Annotated in this window: 12 protein-coding genes; 6 read left to right on the top strand and 6 right to left on the bottom strand. The window is 36.0% G+C overall.

What is annotated here, in order from left to right; genetic code table 11:
* Nucleotides 1–65 precede the first annotated feature (65 nt).
* The 3 genes from JOD96_RS08555 to JOD96_RS08545 are packed head-to-tail and all read left to right on the top strand — an operon-like array spanning nt 66 to nt 4,566.
* Complete coding sequence (locus JOD96_RS08555) at nt 66–2,879, top strand: AsmA family protein (RefSeq protein ID WP_209563856.1); 2,814 nt, start codon at nt 66–68, stop codon at nt 2,877–2,879.
* A gap of 1 nt (nt 2,880) precedes the next feature.
* Nucleotides 2,881–3,360 (top strand): low affinity iron permease family protein, encoded by a 480-nt coding sequence (locus JOD96_RS08550; protein WP_209563855.1) that lies wholly within the window; start codon nt 2,881–2,883, stop codon nt 3,358–3,360.
* A gap of 6 nt (nt 3,361–3,366) precedes the next feature.
* Nucleotides 3,367–4,566, top strand: a complete 1,200-nt coding sequence (locus tag JOD96_RS08545) for an NAD(P)/FAD-dependent oxidoreductase (RefSeq protein ID WP_209563854.1) — start codon at nt 3,367–3,369, stop codon at nt 4,564–4,566.
* A 137-nt stretch (nt 4,567–4,703) separates the two neighbouring features.
* Here JOD96_RS08545 and JOD96_RS08540 read toward each other — a convergent pair whose 3' ends face one another.
* Complete coding sequence (locus JOD96_RS08540; protein ID WP_317195277.1) at nt 4,704–5,654, bottom strand: GNAT family N-acetyltransferase; 951 nt, start codon at nt 5,652–5,654, stop codon at nt 4,704–4,706.
* Between the two features lie 202 nt (nt 5,655–5,856).
* The gene (locus JOD96_RS08535) at nt 5,857–6,882 is read right to left on the bottom strand and encodes a helix-turn-helix domain-containing protein (RefSeq protein ID WP_209563853.1); all 1,026 of its coding nucleotides are present in this window, start codon (nt 6,880–6,882) and stop codon (nt 5,857–5,859) included.
* A 166-nt stretch (nt 6,883–7,048) separates the two neighbouring features.
* On the opposite strand from JOD96_RS08535, the gene JOD96_RS08530 reads away from it, so the two are divergent.
* The 3 genes from JOD96_RS08530 to JOD96_RS08520 all read left to right on the top strand — a co-directional run bounded on the left by JOD96_RS08530 (nt 7,049) and on the right by JOD96_RS08520 (nt 9,491).
* Nucleotides 7,049–7,546 carry a DNA-deoxyinosine glycosylase gene (locus tag JOD96_RS08530; protein WP_209563852.1) on the top strand — a complete coding sequence of 166 codons (498 nt, stop codon included), beginning with the start codon at nt 7,049–7,051 and terminating at the stop codon, nt 7,544–7,546.
* A gap of 238 nt (nt 7,547–7,784) precedes the next feature.
* Nucleotides 7,785–8,219, top strand: a complete 435-nt coding sequence (locus JOD96_RS08525) for a DUF6526 family protein (RefSeq protein WP_209563851.1) — start codon at nt 7,785–7,787, stop codon at nt 8,217–8,219.
* Nucleotides 8,220–8,573: 354 nt separating this feature from the next.
* Complete coding sequence (locus tag JOD96_RS08520; protein WP_209563850.1) at nt 8,574–9,491, top strand: hypothetical protein; 918 nt, start codon at nt 8,574–8,576, stop codon at nt 9,489–9,491.
* Between the two features lie 156 nt (nt 9,492–9,647).
* Here JOD96_RS08520 and JOD96_RS08515 read toward each other — a convergent pair whose 3' ends face one another.
* From JOD96_RS08515 to JOD96_RS08500, 4 genes are all read right to left on the bottom strand, one after another.
* Nucleotides 9,648–11,675 carry a glycoside hydrolase family 97 protein gene (locus JOD96_RS08515; RefSeq protein ID WP_209563849.1) on the bottom strand — a complete coding sequence of 676 codons (2,028 nt, stop codon included), beginning with the start codon at nt 11,673–11,675 and terminating at the stop codon, nt 9,648–9,650.
* A 25-nt stretch (nt 11,676–11,700) separates the two neighbouring features.
* Nucleotides 11,701–12,945: a glycoside hydrolase family 71/99-like protein gene (locus JOD96_RS08510; RefSeq protein ID WP_209563848.1), complete on the bottom strand. Its 1,245-nt coding sequence runs from the start codon at nt 12,943–12,945 to the stop codon at nt 11,701–11,703.
* Between the two features lie 178 nt (nt 12,946–13,123).
* Complete coding sequence (locus JOD96_RS08505) at nt 13,124–14,635, bottom strand: RagB/SusD family nutrient uptake outer membrane protein (RefSeq protein WP_209563847.1); 1,512 nt, start codon at nt 14,633–14,635, stop codon at nt 13,124–13,126.
* Between the two features lie 28 nt (nt 14,636–14,663).
* Nucleotides 14,664–17,663: a SusC/RagA family TonB-linked outer membrane protein gene (locus tag JOD96_RS08500; protein WP_209563846.1), complete on the bottom strand. Its 3,000-nt coding sequence runs from the start codon at nt 17,661–17,663 to the stop codon at nt 14,664–14,666.
* Nucleotides 17,664–17,667: the final 4 nt, after the last annotated feature.

Genomic DNA, 17,667 nt, shown 5'->3' with positions numbered 1-17,667 from the left:
AGAATCTGATTTTTATGTATCAGCTAAACTTCAGATTAGAATATTTTAATTTAAATCTATAGTATATGCCATTTTCATTTAAACATACCGCCCTAAAAATTTTAAAAATTTCAGGAATAGTAATAGCAGGAATACTGTTATTACTTTTTTTGATTCCACTACTATTTCCCGGAAAGATAGCTTCTGAGGTAAAAAAAGTAGCCAATGAGCGTTTAGATACCAAAATGGATTTTACTAAATCGAGACTTTCTTTCTTTACACATTTTCCGTCCCTTACTGTTTCCTTAGACGATTTATCCCTTACCGGCTCAGCCCCTTTTAGCAATGATACTCTCTTAAAAGCAGAACAGGTTGCTTTTGGTATCAACCTCAAAAGACTGATTTTTGATAATGAAGTTAAAATCAATAAATTATACGTTTCCAAGGCATTGATAAATATAATGGTAAACCAAAAAGGTCAGGCCAATTATAACATTTACATCGCTCCCGAAGATACAAAAGACACAAAAAACGCCCCCGAAGAAGGAACTGCAATTCGTCTGGAACGAATTGATCTTGAAGATTGCCATGTCAAATACAATGATCGTTCTGCTAAAATTCTGGTCGATGCAAAAGGCTTTAATTATGTCGGAAAAGGAAATTTAAGCGAAGATATTTTTGATTTAAACACCGATGCAAAAATTGACAGTGTCGATTTCTATTATAACAAAACGGCTTACCTTAGAAAAAAAGAAGTCCGCGCAGATCTTATTACACGAATCAATACACATGCCCTATCCTTTATTCTTCAGAAAAACGAATTAAAAATCAATAAATTACCTCTAAAATTTACTGGTTTGTTCAGTATTCTCAGAGACGGTTATAAAATCAATATCAAAGCCGCGTCTGAAAACACTACACTAAAAGATTTATTTTCTGTTATGCCTCCGGAATATTTGACCTGGATGAACGAAACGGAGATTTCCGGAAACAGTGATTTGCTTTTTACTTTTAAAGGAAATTATAATGTCGCCAAAAAGCAAAAACCGGATTTGGCATTTAATATGAAAGTCAACAAGGGTGCCATTAATTATCAAAATGCCCCTGCTCCGCTAACTGATTTTCAGATGGACCTGAATGCAATCATGCCACAGCTTGACGTAGAAAAACTTCTGATAAACCTTAATACACTGAAATTTAAGGTTGGAGAAAAAGATTATTTTAACGCTTATCTGCACAGTAAAGGTTTTACAGAAATGGATGTTAATGCGAGTGTAAAAGGTGCATTGGATCTTGCTACTGTGGATGCTGCCCTGGGGCTAAATACAATTGATTTGCATGGAATTTTAAAAACAAACATTCAGGCAAGAGGAACTTTTAGCACCACAAAAAAATTATTTCCAAAAACGATCGGAGGAATTTCACTTCGAAACGGGTCACTAAAAACAGATGCTTACCCCAATCCGATAACCGATATTACTTTTATCGCCAATGTGCTGAATAAAGCAGGAACATTTAAGGATTTAATTATTTCTGTAGCTCCCGCTTCTTTTGTTTTTGAAGGAAATCCGATGTATGTAAATGCTACCCTTTCAGATTTTGGTGATCTGGCCTATAATGCAAAAATAAAAGGTGAACTTAATGTTGGCCGAATCTATAAAGTTTTTTCACGAAAAGGAGTTGATATTACAGGGTATGCCAAAGCCGATCTTTCGCTAAAAGGAAAGCAAAGCTACGCTGCCAACGGGCAATATGATAAACTGGACAACAAAGGGACTATTATTCTAAAAAATATAAAAGCCACCTCTGAACTTTTTCCGAAAGCATTTTTTATCAAACAGGGAAATTTCAGGTTTCAAAATGAAAAAATGTGGTTTGAACGATTCAATGCTTCTTACGGAAAATCTGATTTTGCCATTAATGGATATTTGCTTAATACCATCAATTATTTCCTGGAATCACACGGAACTCTAAGCGGTAATTTTAATATGAAATCAAAACTCATTAATGTTGATGAATTTATGGCACTTGAAAAAGGTGAAAATACCGATCGAAACCTTGAAGTAGAATATGCCAAAGAAGATCATCCCAAAATGAGCGGTGTAGTTATTATTCCTAAAAACTTAAACGTGGCGCTGACAACAAATGTTGATAAAGTTGAATATAACGGATTAGTGCTGAATAAACTTACCGGAAAAATAGGTATTTCTAAAGGTAATTTTTTCTTAGAAAATACCAACTTTAATATTATCGACTGCATTTTAGGAATCAATGCACAATACAGAGACGAATCTCCTACTACTGCCAATTTTGATGCCCATTTTACTGCCAGAGATTTTAGTGTTCAAAGAGCTTACAAAGAAATTCCAATGTTTCATGATATGGTTACAGCTGCTGAAAAAGCAGAAGGAATTATTTCTATTGATTATAAAGTAAAAGGTGATCTTAACGGAAATATGGGCCCTATCTATGAATCACTTGAAGGAGCAGGAACAATCAATTTACGCGATGTAAAAGTAAAAGGCCTGAAATTATTTGAAGGAATAAGTTCTCAAACCGGTCAGAAAAGCTTAGATGACCCAGGCTTAGAAGGTATTGAAATCAAGTCTACTATCGACAACAACTTAATCCACATAGAGCCATTTACGTTTAGTGTTTCTGCTTTTAAGCCCACCATAAAAGGCACTACCAGTTTTGACGGCTTACTTGATCTGCGAATGCGTCTTGGATTGCCGCCATTCGGGATCATCGGTTTCCCGATTGTAATTACCGGAACACATGAGGAACCAAAAATTAAGATTTTCAGTAAAACCGGTCAGAAGATCGAAGACGCTGTTTATGACGAAAAAAATAACAAAGTCATTCGGGAAGAAAAGGTCAGTAAACGAAAAGATAAATAAAATGAAAAGTAAAAAAAGACAAGGTTCAAGCGCCTTTGAAAAATTTGCCTCAAAAGTTTCTAAAGCTGCAGGCAGTACAACAGCATTTTTGAGTGCTTTTCTGATTGTAGTCGTTTGGGCAATTTGCGGGCCTGTTTTCGACTATTCAGAAACATGGCAATTAGTTATTAATACAGGAACAACAATTATTACCTTTTTGATGGTTTTTTTAATTCAGAAAGCACAAAACAAAGATTCACTTGCTATTCAGTTAAAATTAAATGAGCTGGTAGCGTCAAATAAATATTCAAGCAATAGTTTAGTTGATATTGAGAGTATGACTGAAGAAGAGATGATTACCGTACAGAAATACTATCACCGATTGAGTGAACTCGCAAAAAAAGAAGAAAGTTTCCAGAAATCACATTCAATCGCCGAGGCACACGAACAACACGAAAGAAAAGATAAAAACAGGACACAAAACAGGACTAAAAAACAATAATAAAAGATGAAGTTACGCTCAACTGAAACCTTCTGGCCCTTAAAACATGCAATGGATGTAGCTTATCCTTCACTAGATTCAGACCTTGAAACTGAAATCTTAATTATCGGAGGAGGGATTACAGGAGCCTTAATGGCTTATAAACTTATTAATGAAGGCAAAAAAGTAGTCATTGTCGACCGTCGCGATATAGCTAACGGGAGCACTGCCGCCAGTACTGCTTTACTACAGTACGAAATTGATGTGTCGTTACACGAACTCGTAAAACTTAGAGGTCTTGAATGTGCTGTAGACAGTTATAGAAACGGAAAAAAAGCCATTTTTGATCTTCGTGCTATTGTGGACAACATAAAAAGCAATTGCCAGTTTGAGTTTAAAAAAAGCATCTATTTTTGTTCGTTAAAAAAAGACTTACCATTCCTGAAAGCAGAATTTAAATGCCGTAAAGAAAGTGGTTTTGATGTTACATGGCTGGAAAGATGGGATCTCGAAAAATTAGGCTTAAATGCACTGGCCGCTATAGAATCTAAAACCGCTGCAGTTGTAGATCCGTATAGACTGGCTTATGATTTAATTGGTTATTGTGAAAAAAAAGGATTACAGGTTTTTGACCGTACCAATATTATATCTACTTATGAGCAAAAAGGAAAAATTGTAGCTTATACCGAAAACAAATGCAAAATTACTGCTCAGGATATTGTGTATTGTACTGGTTATGAAAGTACAGAAACACTAAAAGAAAAAGTTGTCGACCTTAAAAGTACCTATGCAATTGCGTCTGAATGTCTTCCTGACTTGCCAAAAGCTTTTAAGAATGCTATCTTCTGGGATACATCAACGCCGTATATATACCTTAGAGGTACACCAGACAACAGAATCATTATTGGAGGGGGCGATGAAGAATTTAAGGACCCTAAAAAACGGGATAAATTATTACCTAAAAAGGAGCAATTGCTGTTGAAAAAATTTCAAAGAAAATTCCCTAAAATCAAATTTAAGCTGGATTACTCCTGGGCTGGAACTTTTGGCGAGACCAAAGACGGGCTTCCCTATTTTGGAAAACCAAATCCAAATAAAAACGAACACTACGTTTTGGGCTTTGGAGGAAACGGAATCACCTTTAGCGTCATAGCAATGAATTCAATTTTATGTTCAATTGAAGACAGGAAACACACTGATTTAGAGTATTATAGATTTGGGAGATAGAGTTTTTTTTTTAAGGTTCTGAGGTTCTAAGATGCTAAGGTACTGAGTTTGAAAATAAATCTTAGAATCTCAGAACCTTAGAACCTTAGCATCTCAGAACCTTAGAACCTCAGTACCTCAGCACCTCAGAGCCTCAACTAAAGAACCAACTCCATCTGTATATTACAGCGTTTGTAAGGTGTTGCAAGACCGGATACTTTTTGAAAACCCATTTTATTATATAAATTTATTGCTGGTTTAAGAATGGTATTGCTTTCGAGGTATATTTTTTTTGCTCCCATTTCCTTAGCGCTTTTTATGATTTCTTTTCCAAGAAGCCATCCAATACTTTTACCCTGAGCTTTTGGCGATACCGCCATTTTTGCCATTTCAAAATCATAATTTTTATCATTCATTTTGATTAATGCACAAACGCCGACAGGTTCTCCCTGATACAAGGCGACAAAAATTTTACCCCCCTTATCCAGAATATATTCCTTCGGATTATCCAAAGCTTTATAATCTGCTTCCTCCATCTCAAAATACGTTGAAATCCATTCTTCATTCAGGGCTTTAAAAGCATTCTGGTATTTTGGCTCAAATTCCACAATCTCAACGTCACCGCTTTCTCTTAATTTTTTATTTTCAATAACTCTTTTCAGAAGAGATTTTTGTTCCAGCAAAAATTCCCACTCTTCCAGCGCTGCCCATAAATTATGGTTAGATTCTGCAATAAGAGATTCAACAGCCGATTGAACATCAAGAGACTGAAGTTTTAATTCCTTTGAGATAAACAATCCTTTTTCAGTTAGGGCAACGCTGTTTTTACGTTTATCATCTGTTTTAAGATTCTCATGAACCAAACCTGCAGCAATCATTTCCTGGATAATTTTACTTACAGAAGGCTGAGAATGCCCTATCTCGTTTGCTATTTCTGTTATTGTAATTTCCTTTTCTTCGGTTAATAAATAAAAGACAGGATACCATTTTGGCATAAAATCCAGCCCATACAGCTTATAAATCTTTGCTGCATCATCAGTGATAGACGCAGTCATTAAACGGAGACGGCTTCCTAAAGCCACTTTTCCAACTTTATCAAAAAAATTCACAATATAATTAATTACATAATTAGTTATGCAAATGTATGGATTTTTTAGTTGCTAAGATTCTAAGGGACTAAGTTTCTAAGAAAAAAAAATTAACCTTATTAGTAGCCCCTTTCAAAACTAATAAAGTTCTGAAGTTTCAAATTCTAAGAAAAAATCTTAAAAAATTAAAAACCTCAGAACCTTAGCATCTTAGAACCTTTGCTTAAGCTGTAATAGCCAACGGATTCAAGTTAAATTTATATTCTTTTGGACTACAGTTGAATTTTTGTTTGAAAATTTTAGAAAAGTAACTTCTGCTCGTAAAACCAATACAATATACGATTTCAGAAATATTTAAGTCAGAAGTCCTGATTAAGATTTCGGCTTTCAGGACTCTCATGTGTGTGATATAATCATTTACAGTGCGGTTGTGAATCATTTTAAAACCTTCCTGCAATTTGTTTGGCGAAAGACCTGATTTTTTGCTTAATGATTTTATCGTAAACGCTTCTTCAGGATTTGCTTTTATCGCCTCAGACAACTCTTTTATTTGCTCCATTTCACGCAAAGTAAGGAAATTAGAATCTTTTGATGCCGAAGCAAGATCATCTGTGTGCTGCTGAATTTCCATTGCCAGAATAATTCTCAGAATTCCTTCTTTTAATAAATTACGAACAATTCCCGTTTGGGTTACAGCATTTAACTGCTCAATTTTTTCAGCGATTCTCAGGTTATATGAACCTATATAAAAGAAATCATCATTACCATTTTCACCAAAGAAAGTTTCTTTTACTTTTTCGTTCAGAGAATTAACCTGATTTTTTATCTCAACCTGAGTTCCCACAAGAATCAGGGTAAATTGCGTTCTCTTATCTTTTTCAAAAAACAATACATTTTCCTGATTCTCTTTAGAAGAGAGAATAGCAGTCTGAAATGTTTTTAATTTTCTTTCTTCGCCTACCACGCCAAAACTATGAGATAAATTTCCTTTAGAACAGTAAGCAAAATAAACCGGGGCCGATTTCAAATTGGTGATATTCATTTTTACATCTACAGAAAAAGTCATATCAAACTGCACATACGAGATATCATCATTAAATGAAGCACCAATAATAGAACCTTTGGCAAAACTGTTATTGACATCCAAAGTATATTCGTCAAGATCAAAACTTACTTTTCCGCCTAGATTTAAAGCGAGAGTTTCAAAAATATCTTTAATTTTTTCTGTGCTTATCGTAACTGTTTTCATTTTGCTGGATTTAAAAATTCTATAATCAGATTTTATAGATTTTATCAAAAGAGGAATTCATTTTGGGACTAGAAACTCTTTTTAAATCTACAAATCCAAAGTTCGATTAAACGTGCGCCCAAATTGTTATATAATTTTCGTATTTTGTTTTATAATTATCTATAACATGAAGAGTTTTTCTTTTGCCCCAATAAGCTCAGACAAGGCTACTATTCTGATTCTGGGCACAATGCCAGGAACAAAATCCTTAGAGCTCAATCAGTATTACGGACACAGCCAGAACAATTTCTGGAAATTTATGTTCACCATTCTCAAAGAAGATTTCTCAACCGATTACGAAGTAAGAAAGGCGCTTTTACAAAAAAACAATATTGCCCTCTGGGACGTTTTGCAATATTGTGACCGGGTTGGAAGTCTGGACAGCGCCATAAAAAATGAGATTGCAAATGACTTTGAATCCTTCCTGCAAAAACATCCAAACATCACCACTATATTCTTTAACGGACAAAAAGCAGCGGCATTTTTCAAAAAATATGTATCACTCAAGAAGACATATCAACTCATTACACTGCCCTCGTCAAGTCCCGCAAACGCTAGTAAAAGCTTTCAATCTAAATTAAAAGAATGGAAAATTATAGCCACATTCCTTCAACAAAATATTTGAATTCTGTAATAATATTATTTTAAAATATAACAACAAAAGAGTGTCTGTATAATAATTTTACCAAAAGGTTTTAAGATATTTTAAATAATTAAATTTTCAATTTTATAAAGACTCACTATTTATAAAGTACATCTTAATTATAAAATATTGGTTGTTAGTTTATTTTGAGAAAGAAAGCTATTCTTTAATTAGAATAGCTTTTATATTTTTAACCCGTATTTCTTAAACCCAAATCATTATGAAAATTCAAACCTATCAGAATCACATACGTTTTTATCCACCTCACCACTTTGTCTATTACCCCATACTTATTGCCTTTCTTTCAGCAAGTATTTATTTTGCATGTACCACACAAGATCAGTTAATCTGGGCTTTTATAAGTGTAGTATTTATTTTTTTATTCTGTCTGGCATTTATGTTACGTCAGCACTATGCGCTCACGCTTCAAAACAGAATTGTACGTTTAGAACTTCGTTACCGTTACTTCACACTTACCGGAAAAAGACTCGAAGAGTTTGAATACAAACTTACCGACGATCAGATTTTTGCGCTGCGTTTTGCACCAGACAATGAACTGTTGCCACTAGTAGAGAATACGCTAAAAAACAGTCTCACAGGATCTGCTATCAAAAAAGCAATTGTACACTGGAGAGCCGACTATAATAGAGTTTAAGTCAATTCAAAGATATAATACAGGGCGTGACAGCATCCCAATGCGAGGGCAAAATTTCTATGCGATTATGTGCCCTCTCATCGGGATGCTGTCGGGCTATCCAGGCTACTTCGGTAGCTTCCTCCTATCCCTCACGCAGCCAATCTTTATCAATATAGAATATGATTTCAGGCTTTTCTTATCATTAAAACTAAAAAAAACATTTGTAACGCTGTACCTTAGACCTAAACTCAAGAAACATAAACATCTGAATTTAAAATAGTTAATAAATAAAAAAGTATTTAAAAACTAAAAATGAAAGATATTTTTTACTAACTTTAATGGTTACAAATCCAAACCATTAAATTCTATTCTATGAAAAATCAATACATTTTTTTAGCAATTATACTTTTTGGGATTACGGTAAATGCACAAACCATTGCAGATAACACCACATTTGAGGATACAATTTTTAACAAAACAGAAAATGCACATTCTGAAAATCAGTACGATGAAGATTATCCCTGGCACGCCCGAAGATTTAAAGTTACAGCAGGCGCATTTTTTCCCGTAAACAATACGCAAGTACAGGTTGGTTCCAATAATGGCCAGATAGGAACCGAAATTGATCTCGAAGATGATTTGGGCTTTTCTAAGTCAAGTACTTCTTTTATCGGAACCTTTGACTGGCGCATTTCCAGAAGATCGAGGCTGGGATTTGAGTATTTTGCACTAGACAGAAGTTCATCCAAAACACTCCAAAGAGATATTACTTTTGGCGATCATACTTATAATATAAATACCCGGATTACCGCTTTCTTTGATGTCCAGATCGCTCGTATTGCTTATGGATATGCTTTTTTGTCTAAACCAAAATACGAAGCGGGATTATTAATTGGTGCGCATGTTCTTTTTGCAGATTTAGGGCTTCGCGTAGAGACTGCCAATGATCAAATTGCTGAAGTGAGGGACAATTTTGCCTTCACAGCACCATTACCTGATGTTGGTGTTTGGGGGGAATTTGTATTGGCAAAACGTTTTGGCCTGTATGTAAATGCCAATTATCTTGCATTAAAAATTGAGGATATCGACGGCAGAATCTTAAGCTATAATTTGTCTGTTACTTATAATGTTTATCAAAACTTTAGTCTGAGTGCTGGTTATACCGGTCTTAATTTTAAAGTAGATACTATTAAAGAGCGTTTAAACGGTTACATAAAATGGGGCTATAACGGACCAACACTTAGTGCTGTTTATACATTCGGAAAACATGTTAAGCTCTATAAACATTAGTTTTGAGGGGCTAAGGGTCTAAGCTGCTAAGGAACTGAGTTTTTTCCGTTAGGATTTTTCAATCTAAAATCTAAAATCTAAAATAAAAAATAAAAAACCTAACAGGTTTTGGAAACCTGTTAGGTTTAACTCAACTTAACTCAAAATAAACTCAACTTACTTTTTTTCGACTGGAGAAAATTTTACAGCTGTTCCTCCGCCAGCGGCCAGTTTTAAATCTAAAACTGTTTTGTTCGTTACTTTTTGTTTAGAAATTGAAACTGGGTATGGATTGGTTTTATAATTTGCTCCACTGCCATCTGCGTAGATTTCGGCTTCGTATTCTTTGTCCTTATCCAAAAATGACAATGTCACTTTTAGGTCTCTCGCGTTTCTGTTTGTGATAGAACCCAAATACCAGTTTTTTTCGTCCCAGTCTTTGCGCACAATTGTAGTGTATTCTCCAATTTTAGAATCCAGCACTTTGGTATCAGACCATGTACACGGCACCTCTTTTATAAACTGAAATTCTGGTTTGCCAACATAATTTTCAGGCAAATCTGAAGCCATTTGCAACGGACTGAAAATGATAACATACAATGCCAGCTGATTTGCCAAAGTCGTCTGCACTCTTGCTCCTGAAGGTGTTTTGTAATCAAAATTAAAATTACCCGGCGTGTAGTCAAAAGGACCCGACAACATTCTGGTAAAAGGCAAAGTCGTTAGATGTTCAGGGGTATTTCCGCCATCAACAGACCATGCATTATATTCCTGTCCTCTTCCGCCTTCCTGCGACATAAAATTTGGATATGTACGCTGAATTCCTGTTCCTTTCATTGGCTCATGGTTATCAATCATAATGTGATATTTTGCCGCCGTTTCGATAACTTTTCTGTAATGACGTGCTCCATATTGGCTGTCATGCCATTCTTTTTTATCCAGAAACTTATTTACATATCCCGTTTTTACTGAGTTTACTCCCATTTTCTGATACAGTTTAAAAGCATCTTCCAATTGGTTTTCGTAATTTTTGGTTGCGCCCGCTGTTTCGTGATGTCCGATTAAACGAACGTTTTTGATTGCAGCATATTTTGTAATTTCTTCCAGATTAAAATCCGGATATGCTTTTACAAAACTAAATGCAGATCCATCGGCAGTCCAGTCACCGTCCCAGCCCTCGTTCCAGCCTTCTACCAGAACGCCGTCAAAATTATTTTTTGCAGCAAAATCTATATATTCTTTTGTATTCTTTGTTGTCGCACCATGTTTTGGTCCTTGTCCCCAGGTGAACTTTTCTAAATGCATACCCCACCAGATTCCAATATATTTTGATGGTGTAATCCATGATAAATCTTCAATTTTTGAAGGTTCATTGAGATTCAGCATAATTGTAGAAGTGGCAACATCTCCCGGAGTTTTACCCACAACTACAGTTCTCCATGGCGTTTTAAAAGGGGTTTCGGCATATACTTTAACACCATCTGCCCACGGCACCAGATCACTTTTGTATTGCTTATCAGAAGTTTTTAATAATGTCATTGAGGCAAAATCAGTCAGGTTGGCTTCGTGAATTGCCACATACAATTTGCCTTTTGTTTCAAAAGTTGCCGGTGTATTAATAGTATCTGTTTTACTCATTAATGTTTTGCGGTATGTACTCTCATAATAGCTGTTTTCACGATGTACCGGAATCCACCACACTTCATTATTATCTTTAAAAGTAAATTGCGTGACTTCATTCGAAATTTTTACTTTTCCTAAATGAGGCTGTTTCGGAAATTCATATCGAAATCCCAGACCGTCATCAAAAACCCTGAAAATAATATCAACCAGACGTTCTTCTCCCCCAGATTCTTTTAGGTGAACAATCATTTCTGTATGATGGTCCCTTACTTTTTTGAATTCACCCCAAGGCTGTTCCCAGGTTTGGTCAGCTGTTTTTTCTTCGGTAGAAACCACTTCAAAACCATCCGTCATTTTTTTGATTTCCTGAAACTCAAATCCCAATAAAGAAGGTTCTATAACTGATTTTCCGTTGGATAAAAAACGGTATTGTGGCTGGCCTGAAGCTGTTAATTCAAAAATTAGTTCGGAGATTTTTCCCGGAGAGCTGATTTTATATGTTTTTTGAGTTTTAGTACTGCAGGCAAAAATCAGCATTGAGGCTAACGTAATCAGACAGTATCTATATCTTATGTTTTTCATTATTTAATGGTATTAATTACAGCTCTTATTTAATTTCATTTAGCACTTGTTTTGCTTTGGCAGGCTGCATTGAAACAAAATAATTAAAGGCCTGGTCTAATTTTTTCTGAATGTCTGGATTGCCGCTTTTCTGCACGCGCAAATCATAAAGTTTACTGATATCCGGAAAAATATTTTCTGAACTTTTAACTCCGGCAAATGCTTTTACTTTTTCAATATAAGTATACCCAAATTCGACTGTTGGCTCAAACATTGTTCCTTCGCCAAAGTCATTCCAGGTAATCAATTGCAGATAACTTAAATTGGCATTTTTGGCCATTGTCAGCGTTTCATCAAGGGTTGCGCCATCGTTATGTTCAATAGTCCAGCCAATTGCTGCTCCGCCTCCGCCTTCTGCATAAAAATCTTTAAAACCAGGGTAAGCACTTCCTATAGCAACAGAAAATTTTGGCTTTGTATTGGTATAAAAATTAGTCAGGTATGTGTTGTTTTTGTATACCCAGGCATATTCTCCCGAAGCATTTTCTCCGGCTTCTACAGATTGATCCCAAAGGGTTATAAAAGTAGGTTTTGTGGTCAGCGTATTAAAAACGTTTGTCCATTCTGCAGGTGTTTGCAATACGATTGGCCCAAAATTAAGAAGCAAAGGTTTTCCGTTTACCTTAATGTAATTTTTATCATCAAAGTAATTGTTCTGCATATAGGCCAAATCTGTTTTGGCAGCGCTCGTTACCGAAATGGCTTTTCCTGCATCGACGGCGCTTTTTGTAACTCTGTCTTCATAAACTATGGCATATTCCAAACCAACTTTGTCCAGCATTGCGATAAGCTGTTCGGTATTTTCTTTTACCATTCTGTAATCGTAAACATCATAAGTGCCGTACCAGTCAATCAATACACCATCGATTCCGGAGTATTTCATCAATAATAAATGATTTTCGATCACATTTTTATCTCCTGAATGATAAGGCCCGATAAGCGGATAATAATATGATGCAATTTCCCTTTGGTTGTTTGCTCCTATAATATCCGGATTCTTGTTGGCCATTGTCCAGTGATATCCCCATTTTTTATCGGCACTGCTTTCTTTGGTTTCAAACCATGGCATGTAGTGCACATAAATTTTGGTACTGTTTGTTTTCTCAATTGCAACGGCTGCTACTTTTTCTGGTTCTGTGGAATTATCTGAACCTTTATCGTCACTGCTGCATCCGACGGCAACTAAAATGTTCATTATACCAAAAAACAATAATGTGATATATCTTTTCATATGAGATAATGTTTGTTTTTATGATTGTTATGGTTAATTTTTGCCACAGATTAAAAGGATTAAAACTGATTCATTAAGTTCAATTTAGTTTGCAAATAATCTATTTAATGTTTGGCTAAAATTTAAAATATGTCAGCCTTCCACGACTAACCAACATGGAAGACTGACATTTAATACCCTAATTTAGAGGATACCCAGGGTTTTGTTGTAAATTTTTGTTGGTAGTTAACACTGAAGTTGGAATAGGAAAAATAGCTCTGTAAGCTTCTGTTGTCCCTTTTTCCCACCACGGGTCAAAGAAAGTTCCAAAACGAATGTTATCTGTTCTTCTTCTTCCCTCAAAAGTAAATTCCTTAAGCAATTCCTGATCTATAAAAGCAAGATCTATTGTTGTTGGCATTTCTTCTCCTGCACGTGCTGTGATTTGCTGCAAAAATGGTCTTGCCAGCTCTGGTGCACCCAGACGTACGTAACACTCTGCCTGCATCATTAAGATTTCTGCATAACGAATTAGCACAAAGTCATGATCACGTTCCCAATTTTCGCCTGCTTTCATTTCATATTTGCCTAAACGCACGCCTTCATTTTCTTTAGCATCGGCTAAGCTTGTCAGGTTTTCGGTATAGGTAAGCGGTTCTCCGTTATCCATTATAATTACAGAACCTGTTGCCAAATTGATCTGATCTCCGGCAATCATACATTTTTTTCTTTTGTCTGTGTCTGCAAAAGCAGAATAAACGCCAGGCTGAGCACACATTCCGTTGGCACTCCAGGGATAATTTCCTGTTGGGGATAATGTCAGTTTATGCAAATAGTGGCAAGACATTGAATTCATGTAATTACCTACTGTTCCTGCTTTTGAATCGTACGGGATAGCAAATATAATTTCGCTTGACGTCTGGTTTTCTGTAGCAAAATTGGTAAAGAAATCAGGAGTTAATGTATAACCTGAAACTTTCTGGCACATATCTATACAATCCTGCCAGCGTTCTGTTCCTATATATACTTCTGAATTAAGATACAACCTTGCTAATATAGAATAAGCAACATTTTTTGTCAATTTTGAGTACACTACACTTGAGTTTAAATACGGAATTGCATCCAGTAATTCTTTCTCAACAAAATCATACACTTGTTTTCTTGTAGAATTTGATGGCAAATCAACATCTTCAAAATTGGTTACAATTGGTACATTACCAAACATATCCAGAAGGTTGTAATAGTAGTAGGCTCTGATTGCTTTTAACTCTGCATAAATTGGTGTTTTTGCCTGAGCCGTCAATGACGATTTATCTATCTGATAAATGATGGCATTGATTTTTGCAATTCCCGTGTAGTTGTATCGCCACGCAGAAAGTATCATTCTGTTGTCGGGTTTCCAGGTATGTTTTTGCGCATCCTGATATTGCCCGCCGTCGTACCAGTTTGTGCCTCTTGTCGGGATAGTAGCTTCATCAGAAACCACTTCATTCAAAAAGAAAACATACTCACACGTTGGATAGTTATTTGAGATTCCATCGGCAAATCCTCTCAATGAAGAATACGCCCCACCAACTAATGCATCAATCTCTTTTTGAGTATTTCCAAAATTCCCATCCTCTACTCTGTCATATAATTCTTCATTCAAATCTGTACATGACACCGTAAAAAGCATGCTTAAAAGTATCGCTGCTGTTATTTTGATTTTCATTTTTAATATTTTATGGTTATCAATTCGCTTAGTTATTCAGCGTAAAATTTAATCCAACAGAAATTGTTGTTGGTCTCGGGTAGTTATTGTACCTGTCAATTCCAGGCGACGCTAATCCCGTTTGGTCTACACCATCCTGTGCATTTAAACCAATTTCCGGATCTACTCCTTTATAACTTGTAAACACAGCAAGATTCTCTCCCATTATATACATTCTAAGTTTTGATCCTTTGAATTTTAATGGCAGGGTATAACCCAGTGAAAGTGTCTGAAGTCTAAAGAATGAAGCATCTTCTATCCAATAACTAGAATATTTTGGAGACGAAGTAATACCACTGTTTAAGAAATCATCAGGAACATTAAACGCCGGTAATCTGTTCGGATCGTTTAACATCATGTTGGTTGCATTTAATGCTTTTTGACCAAACATTCCGTATCCTGAAATACCAAGATCAAAATTTCCGTAAGTAAAATTCATTCCGATTCCCAAAGTAAGGTCCGGCTGTACATTTCCTAAATCTCTTTTGTCTGCATCAACCAAAGCACCTTCCAGCACTTTGTCTCCTGCTGCATTGTAATAAAGCATTTTTCCGTCTTCGCCAAGTCCCGCACTTTCATAACCCCAGAAAGTTCCAACAGGATATCCTTCGGCAATAACCTGAGAATACTGTCCTGACATACCTGCTAATCCGTGTAGGGATCCGCTGTAAATAACATCTGTTTTGTAAGTTGGGTTCGAAAGTTTTTCGATTTTCTGAACGTTGTGTCCAAGAGTCAGATTGGCATCCCAGGTAAATTTATCTCCTTTAATGATATCTGCGTTCAAAGTAAGCTCAACACCTTTATTAGACATTTCACCAACGTTGGCCAACATAGTTCCAACTAAATAAGGAGGCTGCGGCACTTCGTAAGTATATAACAAATCTTTTGTCGTTTTTGAATACCACTCAAATGAACCTGAAATTCTGTTGAAAAAGCTAAAATCTACCCCAATATTAATTTGTTCTGTTGATTCCCATTTCAAATCAGGATTCGGATTTTGTTTTGGAGAATAAGCCAAACTCCACGTTTTGGTAACCGGATCGTAGTAGCTGTCATTTCCAACTCCTAAAATAGAAAGTGATTTGTACTCACCAATTCCGTCCTGGTTTCCTGTAACGCCATAACCTACTCTAAGTTTTAAGTTATCCAGCCAGCCTTTTGTACCGTCCATAAACTCTTCGCCAGAAACCTTCCATGCAGCCGAAGCAGATGGGAAAGTCCCCCATTTGTTGTTTTCACCAAAACGGCTTGAGCCGTCACGTCTTACAGTTGCTGTTAAAAGATATTTTCCGTCAAATGAATAATTGGCACGTGCAAAAAATGAAACTAAATTTGATTTTCCTTTATAAGAGTACACATCGCCCAAACGATAATTATAACCTGCGCCTAAGTTGTTGTAACCAAAAGCATCTGTTACAAAACCACTTCTTTGTGCCCCAAAACCTTCGTACATATTGTCAAAATAAGAATATCCAGCTAATGCACTGATGTTATGCTGACCCAGCGTTTTGTTGTAGTTTACAAAAAGTTCTCCCTGAGCGTTTGTATATTCTGCGTAGGTTCTTTGTGCATAACCGTCTTCTGTTCTTCCTTCCAGAACTGCATAAGATGGCTTGTAAGTTCCGCCTTTTACCGCATTATGCTCTAATGAGATATTAGCAGAAGCTGTAAAATCATTGAGGAATTTTACTTCTGTTTTAAAATATCCTAAAAGTCTGTGTCTCTCATTGTCAACAGTTCTGTTGGTTAAGATTTCAACAGGATTTTCGTAAAGGTTTCCACTTACAGATGAGAAATTGCCATTTGCATCATAAACCGGAATTGTTGGATTTAGGTTATAAGCGCGTTCAAATATTCTGTAATCGATTGGATGCCATTTGTCGATGTTGGCAAATAATCCCATATCAAATTTTACACTTTTGCTGTCTCCAAGATATTGGTAAGCACTAACGTTTCCGCTGATTCTTTCCAATCCTGATTTTTTAATAACACCTTCATTATTCAGATAGGCAATAGAAGTTCTGAAACCGCTGTCTGCTTTTCCGGAATTAATACTTAAAGTATGTGATTGTGAAATTGCGGTTTGCTCAATCGCTTTTTGCCAGTTTGTATTTCCGCCATAATCGATAGCATCAAGATTCCCTGTTTCACGCATGCGGCCTCTCCATTGATTTGCCGATAAAAGGTCTAAATTGTCTGTCACATAACCAATACTTGATAAACCATTATAAACAACAGAAACTCCTTTTGTTCCTGATTTTGTAGTAATGATGATAACTCCGTTTGCTCCTCTGGATCCGTAGATTGCAGTTGCAGAAGCATCTTTTAAAACGTCAACCGATTTAATATCCGAAGGCTGAACAACGTTAATATCTACTCCGGCAATTCCGTCAACAACGATAAGCGGACTGTTGCTTGCTGTTAATGAAGTTCCTCCGCGCAAACGCAATGTAGAACCTGCAGCGGGATCTCCGGAAGGGCGGATGACATTTAAACCTGCTACTTTCCCTTGTAAAACCTGTTCTGTTGATGAAATTGTTCCTTTTACTAAATCATCTGCAGCTACTGTAGAAATGGCACCTGTTAAATCAGATTTTTTTACTTTTCCATACCCAACAGAAACAACCTGAACTTCTGCCAGTGCATAACCGTCATTTTGCAGGCGAACATCAAGATTTGACGAAGTTGCAGTAATCTGAACTTTTTGAGTTGTTGCTCCGATAAATGAAACTTCAATAGCACTTCCTACGGCTACCTGCAATGAAAATTTTCCATCAAAATCTGTTGTAGTTCCGTTTTTTGTTCCCACTTCAATAATAGAAGCACCCGGCAATACATTTCCTGTATTGTCGTAAACGGTTCCTGAGATTTGTTTTTTTCCCTGAGCAAAAATTCCTGCTGAAAGAAAAAGCATGAAAATCATCAATACCGCCGATTTAGTAGTCCACATTTGATGTAGGACTAATTTTTTATTTTTACTATTCATTAGA

Source organism: Flavobacterium sp. 1355 (genome assembly GCF_017833415.1).
In the GTDB taxonomy this organism is placed as follows: domain Bacteria; phylum Bacteroidota; class Bacteroidia; order Flavobacteriales; family Flavobacteriaceae; genus Flavobacterium.
This window is presented reverse-complemented; position numbering and strand designations above follow the sequence as displayed.